General features: G+C 47.3%; 12 protein-coding genes. 7 read left to right on the top strand and 5 right to left on the bottom strand.

What is annotated here, in order from left to right:
• Positions 1-145 precede the first annotated feature (145 nt).
• From DXD02_RS09640 to DXD02_RS16380, 7 genes are all read left to right on the top strand, one after another.
• Positions 146-1,345 carry a helix-turn-helix domain-containing protein gene (locus tag DXD02_RS09640; protein WP_118666772.1) on the top strand — a complete coding sequence of 400 codons (1,200 nt, stop codon included), beginning with the start codon at positions 146-148 and terminating at the stop codon, positions 1,343-1,345.
• A 446-nt stretch (positions 1,346-1,791) separates the two neighbouring features.
• The gene (locus DXD02_RS09630; RefSeq protein WP_055228581.1) at positions 1,792-2,550 is read left to right on the top strand and encodes a formate/nitrite transporter family protein; all 759 of its coding nucleotides are present in this window, start codon (positions 1,792-1,794) and stop codon (positions 2,548-2,550) included.
• Positions 2,547-4,649 (top strand): DNA topoisomerase, encoded by a 2,103-nt coding sequence (locus tag DXD02_RS09625; RefSeq protein ID WP_118666771.1) that lies wholly within the window; start codon positions 2,547-2,549, stop codon positions 4,647-4,649. Before DXD02_RS09630 ends, DXD02_RS09625 begins: the two co-directional genes overlap by 4 nt.
• 48 nt (positions 4,650-4,697) lie before the next feature.
• Positions 4,698-5,363 carry an acyltransferase gene (locus tag DXD02_RS09620; RefSeq protein WP_055228579.1) on the top strand — a complete coding sequence of 222 codons (666 nt, stop codon included), beginning with the start codon at positions 4,698-4,700 and terminating at the stop codon, positions 5,361-5,363.
• Positions 5,364-5,588: 225 nt separating this feature from the next.
• Positions 5,589-6,281, top strand: a complete 693-nt coding sequence (locus tag DXD02_RS09615) for an iron-sulfur cluster assembly scaffold protein (protein ID WP_022463018.1) — start codon at positions 5,589-5,591, stop codon at positions 6,279-6,281.
• A 25-nt stretch (positions 6,282-6,306) separates the two neighbouring features.
• On the top strand, positions 6,307-7,317 hold the full coding sequence (locus DXD02_RS09610; protein ID WP_022463017.1) for a GGGtGRT protein: 1,011 nt from the start codon (positions 6,307-6,309) through the stop codon (positions 7,315-7,317).
• Between the two features lie 65 nt (positions 7,318-7,382).
• On the top strand, positions 7,383-7,475 hold the full coding sequence (locus DXD02_RS16380) for a DUF6783 domain-containing protein (RefSeq protein WP_416388070.1): 93 nt from the start codon (positions 7,383-7,385) through the stop codon (positions 7,473-7,475).
• 66 nt (positions 7,476-7,541) lie between these two features.
• Here DXD02_RS16380 and asd read toward each other — a convergent pair whose 3' ends face one another.
• The 5 genes from asd to DXD02_RS09585 all read right to left on the bottom strand — a co-directional run bounded on the left by asd (position 7,542) and on the right by DXD02_RS09585 (position 12,483).
• Complete coding sequence (gene asd / locus DXD02_RS09605; RefSeq protein ID WP_022463016.1) at positions 7,542-8,627, bottom strand: aspartate-semialdehyde dehydrogenase; 1,086 nt, start codon at positions 8,625-8,627, stop codon at positions 7,542-7,544.
• A gap of 87 nt (positions 8,628-8,714) precedes the next feature.
• Positions 8,715-10,094, bottom strand: coding sequence for an argininosuccinate lyase (gene argH, locus DXD02_RS09600; RefSeq protein ID WP_055228597.1), 1,380 nt, complete (start codon positions 10,092-10,094; stop codon positions 8,715-8,717).
• A gap of 192 nt (positions 10,095-10,286) precedes the next feature.
• On the bottom strand, positions 10,287-11,180 hold the full coding sequence (locus tag DXD02_RS09595; protein WP_055228577.1) for a recombinase family protein: 894 nt from the start codon (positions 11,178-11,180) through the stop codon (positions 10,287-10,289).
• A 71-nt stretch (positions 11,181-11,251) separates the two neighbouring features.
• Positions 11,252-12,190, bottom strand: a complete 939-nt coding sequence (locus tag DXD02_RS09590) for a DNA/RNA non-specific endonuclease (protein WP_117510217.1) — start codon at positions 12,188-12,190, stop codon at positions 11,252-11,254.
• A complete protein-coding gene (locus DXD02_RS09585) occupies positions 12,187-12,483 on the bottom strand; it encodes a hypothetical protein (RefSeq protein WP_022463012.1) in 297 nt (98 codons plus the stop codon). Before DXD02_RS09585 ends, DXD02_RS09590 begins: the two co-directional genes overlap by 4 nt.
• Positions 12,484-12,497: the final 14 nt, after the last annotated feature.

The following is a 12,497-nucleotide window of genomic DNA, read 5'->3' as shown; positions in this document are numbered from 1 at the left end:
CAAAATTATATGTTTTCGTATTGTTATTTTTCTTTTTCCATTTTATACTTTAAATTTGGAAGTGAAGGAATCGTGAATTGCTTTGCAGAAACTTTCAAACGAAAATTTGATCCACTGCATCCCACAGATACCAGGAGAATATCATATGAATTATGTTACTTTTTGTAAAAATTACTATGCCGTTACAGGAATTCCTACGAATCTAATTACTGAAGCAGGAGCTATTTACTCTGCTTTATCAGAACAGCTCCACATCTCAACAGAGAGCCCTTATCCGCTTTATCCATCCGATTATAATCCCGAATTTCGTTTTGCATCTCCCGACATTGTATATGGCTCTGTCCAAATTGAAGCTACTGGTGAATATATCATCTTAGGCCCGGTTTTTTCCGTTCCTGTGACAGATGAGCTCGTCCGCAGTTATATGCATGACTCTGCCATGCCCCTGAAGTACAAGGAAGTAATCGCTGAGGCTCTCGCCTCCATTCCCCGGTTATCACATATCCAATTTTGTCAGCATCTTGTTTTCCTGCATCAATGTGTGAACCACAAGGAAATCAGTGTGTTGAAATTATTGGGACAGCGTGCACCCCAGCAATTGCGGCAGAGCCAGCAGCATTTGAAATCCATTACAGAAAATATGGAAAATAAAAAGATGCATAACACTTACCAGTTTGAATGCGAACTTTTTCAGTTTGTTCAAAACGGAAATGTAAATGCTTTGCAGAATTTTTTGAAGAATAATACATTACAATTAGAAGAAGGCAGACTTGCAAAAACCCCGATTCGCCATGCCAAAAATCTTTTTATCGTGACAGCAATCAAAACCGCTGTTCTTGGTGCCATTCCGGGAGGAGTAGATATTGAAAAAACATATCAGCTTCTGGATCTTTATATTCAGGAATGCGAGGCACTGCAGTCACTGGAAAAAATCCAGGCACTGCAATACTCCATGATTCTGGATTTTTGTCAGCAGGCAGGTGAAACCAAAATCCCTGCTGGAATCTCAAGAGAAGTTTATACCTGTATGAATTTTATCCGTACACATACAAACGAATCCATCTCTGTGAATGATGTCGCGGATTCCATTCAGAAAAGTACTTCCTACACGATGAAAAAATTCAAAACTGAGCTCGGCTTTACCATAGGTGCTTTCATTACAAGATGTAAATTAGAAGAAGCTAAAATGCTTTTAACCTACAGTACAAAAAGTCTGGCTGAAATCAGCAGTTATCTCTGCTTTTCCAGCCAGCCTCATTTTCAGAGTTTATTCAAAAAACAGTATCATATGACTCCTTTAGAATACCGGAAAAAATCCGGTGTAATGGATACTATACGGCTTTAGTTTATCCTTTCCAGAGGCCCATTACAAAAACCTCACCTGCCGTTTTATCTTTTGTATGAAAACAGCAGATGAGGTTTTTGCTAAGAATGAACATCAGTGCAGATGATAAACCAGTTTCACAAACGCCGGATCATCATGGTTTACAATTTCACTGTGTCCGAGATCTTTGTAAAACAGAACATAAAAAAAACTTTCAATCCTTGTTTCAATCCCTCTGAGTTCATCATACAATCTGTCGTTTTACCCCTTATTTTCTGACATTTCTGTGGAAATATACTTTTTTCTTCCTCCTTCATTGCGAATCTTTCCGGGAAATGCTATAATAGCCAAAGTTGAAAGCGCGAAATCCGAAGCATTTGCAAGCTGCTTCGGAAAAAAAGACCATCCCCCGGACAAAAAGAGAGGGGATATGTCCATCCTACGGGACATAAGAAAGGAGTTATTCTATGCCTTATGATGACGTACAAAAATTTTCAGAGGCAGCCGTAAACAAAGCAAGGCTGCTGAAAGAACACCCGGGGAAATACTTTCTCCGTGCAGTCATGGCCGGTTTCTTTATCGTGGTTGCCATGATTTTCTCCAACGTGGTAGGCAATACGTTCCAGAGTACAGATCCTGCCTGGGGAAAACTGCTTGGCGGTATTGTGTTTGCCATTGCGGTTCTGCTGATCGTTTTTATCGGTGCAGAGCTTTTCACCGGAAACAATCTTGTTATGGCATTTGGGGCCTATGACAAAAAAGTCTCCTGGGCACAGGTTGGAAAAGTATGGCTGGTAAGCTACATCGGAAACTTTGTCGGATGCCTGATTCTCTCCGTAATTTTCGTACTGGCAGGTGCTTCCGGTACTGCCGATTATTACGCAGGATTTATTGGAAATAAACTTTCCATTCCTGCCGGAGAAATGTTTTTCCGTGCCATTCTCTGCAACTTCTTCGTCTGCCTTGCCGTTGCCTGCGGCATGAAATGCAAAAATGAAGTTGCCAAATTTTTCATGATTATACTTTGCATCACCGGATTCGTTGTTGCCGGTTTTGAACACTGCGTTGCCAATATGGCCACCTTTGTTACCGCTGCACTTCTGGTCCCAGGCGGCATTTCTCTGACTGCCGCATTGAAAAGCATGGTCATTGTAACTATAGGAAACGCAATAGGAGGCGGTGTGCTCCTTGCCTGGCCGCTTCGAATGATGAGTGCAGATAAATGACAAAATCTTTATACATTGCGGAAAAACCGAGCGTTGCTCAGGAGTTCGCAAAAGCGTTAAAACAGAATATGCAGCGCAGGGATGGATACTTAGAGTCGGATCAGTCCGTCGTAACCTGGTGCGTCGGTCACCTGGTTACGATGAGCTATCCGGAAAAATATGATCCTGCGTTAAAAAGGTGGAGTCTCGAGACCCTGCCTTTTTTGCCTGAAAACTTCAAATATGAAATTATCCCGGAAGTAAAAAAGCAGTTCACCATTGTGAGTAACCTGCTCCACCGGGAGGATATTGAAACCATTTATGTCTGTACCGACTCCGGGCGTGAGGGAGAATACATCTATCGTCTCGTCGCGCAGATGGCCGGTATCAAAGACAAGAAACAGAAGCGTGTCTGGATCGACTCGCAGACAGAAGAAGAAATCCTGCGCGGTATCCGCGAAGCGAAGGACGAAAGTGAATACGACAATCTTTCGGCATCCGCTTATCTCCGCGCCAAAGAAGATTACCTGATGGGCATTAACTTTTCCCGTCTTCTCTCGCTCAAATACGGAAGCGCTGTCGCATCGTATCTCGGCACTAAATATCAGTCTATTTCCGTCGGCCGTGTTATGACATGTGTGCTCGGCATGGTCGTACGCCGGGAGCGCGAAATCCGTAGCTTTGTGAAAACACCATTCTACCGTGTCATCGCCGGTCTTTCCTTAAATGGACGCAATTTTGAGGGGGAATGGCGCGCCGTAAAAGGCAGTCGCTACTTCAACTCTCCGCTTCTCTATAAGGAGAACGGCTTCCAGAAAAAAGAGGACGCACAGAAACTGATTGAGGAATTAAGCATGCAGAATCCTCTGATCCCGCATGTCCTGAAAATGGAGCGAAAAAAGGAAAATAAAAATGCGCCACTGCTTTACAACCTTGCGGAGCTGCAAAACGACTGTGCCCGCTTTTTCAAAATCAGTCCGGATGAAACGCTGAAAGTTGTTCAGGAGCTTTACGAGAAAAAGCTGGTTACCTATCCGCGAACCGATGCCCGTGTGCTTTCTTCTGCCGTTGCCAGGGAAATCAGCAAAAACCTGCGCGGCCTGCAGCAGTACGGTATCTGCAGCGGCCTTGCAAATGAAATTTTGCAGGGTGAAAGCTGGAAAAAGATTGGTTCCACCCGCTATACAAACGATAAACAGATTACCGATCACTATGCGATCATTCCGACCGGACAGGGCCTTAACAATCTGCGGAACCTCTCGGAACTCTCCGCAAAAGTTTATGAGACAATTGTCCGCCGTTTTCTCGGTATCTTCTATCCGCCGGCAGTCTATCAGAAAGTTGCTCTTGTCACCGAAATCGGCGGCGAGCAGTTTTTCTCCAACTTCCGCGTTCTCGTGCAGGAGGGCTATTTAAAAGCCATGCAGTATTCTTTCTTCCGTAAGAAAGAGGAGGACGACGAGGGCAGAAAGGAGGACGAGACGACTTGCGATCCCTCTTTTCTTGCAGCGCTGTCCCAGCTGCAGAAAGGCAGCGAGCTGAATCTTCTCGGCCTTTCTATCAAGGAAGGAGAAACCTCTCCGCCAAAACGCTACACCTCCGGTTCGATGATCCTTGCAATGGAAAATGCCGGACAGCTCATTGAAGACGAGGAGCTGCGCGAACAGATTAAGGGAAGCGGCATCGGAACGAGTGCGACGCGTGCTGAGATTCTGAAAAAGCTTGTCTTTATCAAATATCTTGCTCTGAACAAAAAGACGCAGGTTATCACCCCGACACAGCTTGGCGAAATGATCTACGACGTCGTACACCAGTCGATCCGCCCGCTTCTGAATCCGGAGCTGACGGCAAGCTGGGAAAAGGGACTTACCTATGTAGCGGAAGGCTCCATTACCTCCGAGGAATATATGGGAAAACTGGAAAACTTTGTGACACGCCACACGGTAAATGTGAAGCAGCTGCGGAATCAGTTCCAGCTAAAGAGCAGCTTTGATGCGTCCGCGCCGTATTACAGAAAAGCCTCTTCCACGCGCTCCCGTACCGGGAAACGTACCGCTGCAGAAGACTCCTCTGCAAAGTCCTATTCCACCGCCAGAAAAAAAGGCGCACAGAACTCCTGAAATGTGGTAAGATAAACAGGAACTAAAACAAGAAAGGATGAATCACGCATGAAAGATGCAACCATTTCTGAACTTTATGATTTAACCCAGACCATTGCCGCAAAAATCTTTGAAGGCAAAACGTATCCATGGGAAGTGCTTCCGCTCATTAAAGATTTTATTCTTGAACTCGGCGAAACACTCGATCCGGCAGAATACGAAAAACGCGGCGAAAATGTCTGGATCGCAAAAGATGCCGTGATCGCACCGACCGCTTCCATTAACGGCCCATGCATCATTGGAAAAGGCGCTGAGATCCGTCAGTGTGCCTTTATCCGCGGAAACGCCATCGTCGGCGAAGGCGCTGTCGTTGGAAACTCCACCGAACTGAAAAATGTCATTCTCTTTAATAAAGTACAGGTTCCGCATTACAACTATGTCGGCGACTCTGTTCTTGGATACAAAGCCCATATGGGTGCCGGTTCCATTACTTCCAATGTAAAATCCGATAAGAAGCTCGTTGTTGTCAAAGGCGCAGATGAACAGATCGAAACCGGACTGAAAAAATTCGGTGCGATGCTCGGCGATGAAGTTGAGGTCGGCTGTAACAGCGTATTGAACCCGGGAACGGTTGTCGGAAGAAATTCCAACATTTATCCACTCTCCTGTGTTCGCGGTGTGATCCCGTCAGGTCATATTTTTAAGAATGCGAAAGAAATTGTCAAAAAAATCTGATAATTAAAAAAAATTCTCTTTTATCGAGAGAAAACCAAACCGATTGATTTAAAAGACCGCCGGAAATTTTATCGTTTTCCGGTGGTCTTTGCAATTTTTTATCAAAATATGCTGGACGAATGACCAATTTTGTGAGACAATAACCATAGGTCTGTGAACAGGCTGGAAACAGTCCGTTCGAAAGACAAAAGCTCAAATAAGTACATATTTGAAAGGAGTTTAACAATGACTTATTCACACGAAGTAGAAATGATGTGTCCGGTTGCCCAGGGCGTGCATCACGGTGCAGCTCCGATTCCGGAGGAAGCAAAATGGGTAAAAGCAAAAGAAATCAAAGACATTTCCGGATTCACTCACGGTATTGGCTGGTGCGCACCGCAGCAGGGTACCTGCAAACTGACTCTGAACGTAAAAGAGGGCGTTATCCAGGAAGCTCTCGTTGAGACCATCGGATGTTCAGGAATGACTCATTCTGCAGCTATGGCATCTGAGATTCTGCCAGGACTTACCATCCTTGAGGCACTGAATACTGACCTTGTGTGTGATGCTATCAATACTGCTATGAGAGAGCTCTTCCTGCAGATCGTTTACGGAAGAAGCCAGAGTGCATTCTCCGAGGACGGACTGGTTGTAGGCGCAGGCCTGGAAGACCTTGGTAAAGGACTTCGTTCCCAGGTTGGTACCATGTACGGAACTCTTGCAAAAGGACCTCGTTACCTGGAGATGACCGACGGTTATGTAACAGGTATCGCTCTGGATGCAGATGATGAGATTATCGGTTACAAATTCATCAACTTCGGAAAGATGATGGACTTCATCAAAGCCGGCGATGATGCAAACACAGCTTTCGAAAAAGCAAGCGGACAGTACGGACGTGTTGCTGATGCTGTTAAGATCGTTGACCCGAGAAAAGAGTAATCAGATAATTTAGGAGGATAGGAAAATGGCTTTATTTGAATCATATGAAAGAAGAGAGAAACAGATTCTGGCTAAGCTTGCTGAGTACGGAATCAACTCCATCGAAGAAGCTGCAGAAGTTACAAAAGCTGCTGGCCTTGATGTATACAAAATGATCGAAGGCATTCAGCCAATCTGCTTCGAGAATGCAAAATGGGCTTACACTGTAGGCGCAGCAATCGCAATCAAAAAAGGATGCCGCAAAGCTTCTGAAGCTGCTGCAGCAATCGGTGAGGGACTTCAGTCCTTCTGTATCCCGGGTTCTGTAGCAGATCAGCGTAAAGTTGGTCTTGGCCATGGTAACCTTGGTAAAATGCTTCTGGAAGAGGATACCGAGTGCTTCGCATTCCTGGCTGGACATGAGTCCTTCGCAGCTGCTGAGGGTGCTATCGGTATCGCTGAAAAAGCAAACAAAGTACGTCAGAAACCTCTGCGTGTTATCCTGAACGGTCTTGGAAAAGACGCTGCTCAGATCATCGCTCGTATCAACGGCTTTACTTATGTAGAGACTGAGTATGACTACTACACCGGAGAACTGAAAGAAGTATTCAGAAAAGCATACTCCGATGGACCGCGTGCGAAAGTTAACTGCTACGGCGCTAACGACGTTCGTGAAGGCGTTGCTATCATGTGGAAAGAGAACGTTGACGTTTCCATCACCGGAAACTCCACCAACCCGACTCGTTTCCAGCATCCAGTTGCAGGTACCTACAAAAAAGAGCGTATCGAAGCTGGTAAAAAATACTTCTCCGTTGCTTCCGGCGGTGGTACAGGACGTACTCTTCACCCGGACAACATGGCAGCAGGTCCTGCTTCCTACGGTATGACCGATACAATGGGACGTATGCATTCTGACGCTCAGTTTGCAGGTTCTTCTTCTGTACCGGCTCACGTAGAGATGATGGGTCTGATCGGCGCAGGAAACAACCCGATGGTTGGTATGACTGTTGCTGTTGCTGTAGCTGTTGAAGAGGCAGCAAAAGCTGGCAAATTCTAAAGTTATCCAATACTTGCGTAAATAGAATTATTTGAGCATAAAAGAAGCGCCGCGGGATTTTCCGTATGGCGCTTCTTTTTTGCTGCTTTCGATACCCTGCAAAATTGGGCGTGCAGATTGCAGGAACGATGTTTCAAACACATGCTATGTTATTTTGATCCATGCACAAAAAACGCCTCTGAATCCAAAACGTTTCAGAGGCGTTTTTTATATCATTCTAAGCATTATTTTGCAGCGATAAACTTCTTTGCAACCAGTGTCTCTGCACAAAGTACTGCTCCGCCTGCTGCGCCGCGGACCGTGTTGTGGGACAGACCTACGAATTTCCAGTCGTAGATGGAATCCTCTCTTAAACGGCCTACGTTGATTCCCATACCGTTCTCGTAGTTGACATCCAGTGTTACCTGCGGACGGTTATCTTCTGTCATGTAACGGATGAACTGTTTCGGTGCGCTTGGCAGATTCAGCTCCTGCGGAAGGCCTTTGAAGTTCTCCAGTTTTTCGATCAGCTGCTCTTTCGTCGGTTTCTTGCGGAATTTTACGAAAACAGCTGCGGTGTGTCCGTTTAATACCGGAACACGGATACACTGACAGGTGATCTTCGGCTCAGTTGCTTTTACGATCACGCCGTTTTCAATTTTACCCCAGATACGAAGCGGCTCCTGCTCGCTCTTCTCTTCTTCTCCGCCGATGAACGGGATGATGTTGCCTTCCATCTCCGGCCAGTCTTTGAAGGTTTTTCCTGCTCCGGAAATTGCCTGATATGTGGTTGCAACAACCTCATACGGCTCAAACTCTTTCCATGCAGTTAAAACCGGCGCATAACTCTGGATGGAGCAGTTCGGTTTTACCGCAATAAATCCTCTCTTGGTGCCCAGACGTTTTTTCTGGAACTCGATGACATCGAAATGTTCCGGGTTGATTTCCGGCACTACCATCGGCACATCCGGTGTCCAGCGGTGTGCGCTGTTGTTGGAAACAACCGGTGTCTCGGTCTTTGCATATGCTTCTTCAATCGCTTTGATCTCATCTTTCGACATATCAACAGCGGAAAATACAAAATCTACGGTAGATGCCACATGCTCTACATCATTTACATTCATCACAACGAGCTTTTTCACTGCTTCCGGCATTGGAGTATCCATTTTCCAGCGTCCGCCGACTGCTTCCTCATATGTTTTTCCGGCACTTCTCGGACTTGCTGCCAGGGTCACAACTTCAAACCACGGATGGTTCTCCAGCAGAGAAATAAATCTCTGTCCTACCATACCGGTTGCTCCTAAAATTCCTACTCTCAATTTCTGCTCCATTGGTTTCATCTCCTTGTTCTTCTGTGGCGTACATTTGTGCGTCTCATGTCATACTATACCAATTTTTTCAAAATTGCAACTGTTTTTTCAATTTTCCTGTAAATATTTTTTATTCTGCTCGATGACAGCCTGCATCGCATCTGCTCCCGGCGCGCCGATCGTATTGCGTCGCTCCACGCAGTTTTTCATGCTGATCGCATCGTAAATGTCATCTTCGAAGACCGGGCTGATCGCTTTGTACTCTTCGAGTTTCATATCATCAAGTGAGATTCCTTTGTCAATGCAGTACAGAACGAGACGGCCGACAATGCCATGTGCATCGCGGAACGGAACGCCTTTTCCAACAAGGTAATCAGCTGCGTCCGTTGCATTCGTGAAACCGTTCTTTGCACTGTTCTCCATGCGGTCTTTTTTGAAGTGCATGGTAGAAAGCATGCCATTGAACAGAGCCAGGCATCCTTTTACGGTGTCGATGGCATCGAAGGTCAGCTCTTTATCCTCCTGCATATCTTTGTTGTACGCCAGCGGGATTCCCTTCATAGTGGTGAGCATTGACATCAGAGCTGCGTAAACGCGGCCTGTTTTTCCTCGAACAAGCTCTGCGATATCCGGATTCTTTTTCTGCGGCATGATACTGCTTCCGGTGCTGTATGCGTCGTCGATGTCCACAAACTGATACTCATTGGTATTCCAGATGATGATCTCCTCGGAGAAGCGGGAAAGATGCATCATAATCGTAGAAAGAGCACTGAGGAGCTCAATGACATAGTCACGGTCGGATACGGAATCCATGCTGTTTAAGGTCGGGCCGTCAAAGCCGAGCAGCTCTGCTGTGTAAGCGCGGTCCAACGGATACGTCGTTCCAGCCAGCGCACCGGAACCGAGCGGACAGTAATTCATTCTCTTGTAGATGTCTGCAAGGCGGCCTCTGTCGCGGCGGAACATTTCAAAATATGCGCCCATGTGATGTGCCAGTGTGATCGGCTGTGCTTTCTGCAGATGGGTGAATCCCGGCATATAGGTGTGAATGTTCTCTTCCATGATTTTTTCGAGTGTTACCAGCACCTCTTTGACGAGTGCATCAATCTCGGTGATCTCATCGCGGACATAAAGTTTCATATCGAGGGCTACCTGGTCATTGCGGCTTCTTCCGGTGTGCAGCTTCTTTCCGGCGTCTCCGATGCGGTCGATCAGGTTTGCCTCCACGAAGCTGTGGATATCCTCATATTCGCTGGTGATTTCCAGTTTTCCGCTCTCTACATCGGCAAGAATCCCCTCCAGTCCTGCAAGAATCTGGTCTCTCTCCTCTTCTGTCAGAATGCCCTGTTTTGCCAGCATCTTTACATGTGCCATGCTGCCTTTGATGTCCTGTTTATAGAATTTCTGATCAAAGCTGATGGATGCATTAAAATTATACACTAACTTGTCGGTCTCTTTTGTGAACCGTCCGCCCCATAACTGTGCCATTTTCATTCCTCTTTTCCTGTAAGTTTTTAAATTATCATGCATTATTATACAAGCATCCAACCTTCCTTTGCAAGTCAAATCACCTACTTTCCCGAATTTCGGCGTTTTGTGTAGTTTTTTTCCAGCCAGCCCAAGATGCCGTACAATCCTGCCGCAACGAGGCAGAGGATCAGGATGGACAGGATTACCCAGTCAAGTCTGAACAGATTTGCCCACCTTTTTGCGGCAGAGACGCTCGTCAGCCGCCCGATTTGCCGCTATCCAGAGCTCTTCAGAGACGATAGCAGGAATTTTCCCCGCATAGACGTACTGCCCGCCCGGCGGTGTAGGGAGCGTTTTTCCGGTGTTAAAATCGTAATGCTTCTTGTTCATGACTACGGTGCCTTTATTCATGGGATTCCGCACCATGCGGATAATGTCTGTTCCAGAGAATGGTTTTCCGGCGCGGCTGCGGACGCCCTCCGCTGCCAGAACCGCCGCAATTTTCCGTCCGCCGAGACCGTCTGCACAGAGTTCGTACATACGGCGCTTCACTGCGGCCTCCTCCGGGATGATCTCAATCGCTCCGTCTGCCGTCCGCCGGTAACCATAACTTTTTGAGGTCAGCACCGGCTTTCCATTATTCTGCTGCCGTTTCTGGTGCGCCAGATTCATCTTCTTGCTCAGCTCCCGGCTGTACTCCTCCGCCAGAATCGCCTTAATGCCGGTCAGAAGCGCGTCTTCCGGCGAATAGAATGTGTTCTCCAGATAAAAATACAGCCGCTTTCCGGCGCAGTTTAAGCGGTCTGCGAACAGATACCAGTCCCGCGTGTTCCGCATCAGGCGGTCCTGCGACTTGATTACGACGACATCAAACCGGTTCTGCTCGAGATCCTCATACAGGCGGTTATATTCCCATCTGCCCTTCCGGCTCGTACCGGAGCGGCTCTCCACGTAGGCATCCACAAGCCTCCATCCTCTTGCCCGGATTGCCTCTTCCGCCTCCGCCGCCTGTCTTACCAGCGCATCCTTCTGATTTTCCTCCTCGGTGCTGCACCTTGCATAATAAACCGCACGCAGCTTCTCCTCTTCCATCTCCTGTCTCACTTTCCAGATGCTTCTCTTTACTATATAGAAAAAAGGACCGGAAAGTTCCGACCCTCTTTTTGTAATTTCTTTTACGGATTGCACCGTCCGCACGGCTCATAGCCTTCGGCGATCAGGTCCTCGCGCGGTCCCTGATATGTCGCCTTGTTTTCATCCTTAATCGAGCTGACGCTGGAGCATGACGGCAGGTGGAATTTCATGCTGGATGTGTTCATGACATATTCCTGCTGATCCGTCATCGTTCCGCTGCTTTCGCTTAACGTGCTGTCTCCCGTTGCATAATTAATTGAGATGCCCGGCTGATTGTTGTATGCGAAGATATGGAAGGAAATGCCCTCGCCGTCATCTTCCATGGAAAGTGCCTCCATCTCCACACCGTCCGCTACAAGGTTGTCCCCGGTAAAAATTGGTGTAACGCGGTACAGCACATGGTTTCCGGTCTCTTTGACGTAGTCGGCAACCATGTTTTCAAACGGCAGCATGCCCTCGACATTCAGATAACGTGTTCCAGTGATCAGATTCTTCTCGTTTGCATTCTCACCGGTCAGCTGGTATCCGATCAGATGGCAGCGGTTGTACAGATATTTACCTTCCACCTGATCGTATTTTACCGTATGCCAGCCCGTCGGCTTTACCTGGCCGATCGCGCCGCGCTTCTCCGTCGGCATCAGATCCTGGCCGATATTCGCCTCTGCCACGCCGCACCGTCCCAGGCTGTCCAGATCGCTGTAATGCTCGTACGACTCGGTCGTCTTTTCCTCATCGGTAAAATCCGGCTCATTTCCGTTTAAAACGACATACGGTTCACCGGAAAACTCCGGAACATCAAGAACTGAAACGGCCGTCGGTGCCTGATCGGTAATCTGGGATTCCGTCATCGTATAAGCGGCCGTAACCTCCGAACCGGAATCTGCTCTCTCCGTCGAGAGAAGATCCTGCGCCTCACAGCCGGTCAGTGTCAGAGCAAGAAGCGCCGCCAGCAGCAGAAGCTGTTTTCTTAGTTTTTTCATTTCTCATATACCTCTTTCGTTATTTTCTCATGGGAATAGCCTGCAAACTCCTCCTCGGACACTTTATTCCATTTGGAAAGATCCAGGTCGAATTTCCGGTCAGACGGATAATGCCGGTTCCACCAGAAAACGATGATTTTCTCTATCTTCGCTTCCACAGCCTGCAGTCCCGTATTCTCCACAAAGCAGTATTCTCCTTCGCCTGCCTGCTCCAGAAAATCTGCCGCCGCCTGAAGTGTTACCTTCCCACTCTCCTTCTGCTCCGCGAACAGCTTTTCCGAAGCCGGATTCATCCAGAGCGTTTTCC

It is taken from the genome of Blautia sp. TF10-30 (genome assembly GCF_003481245.1).
GTDB classification, from domain to species: domain Bacteria; phylum Bacillota; class Clostridia; order Lachnospirales; family Lachnospiraceae; genus Fusicatenibacter; species Fusicatenibacter saccharivorans.
This window is presented reverse-complemented; position numbering and strand designations above follow the sequence as displayed.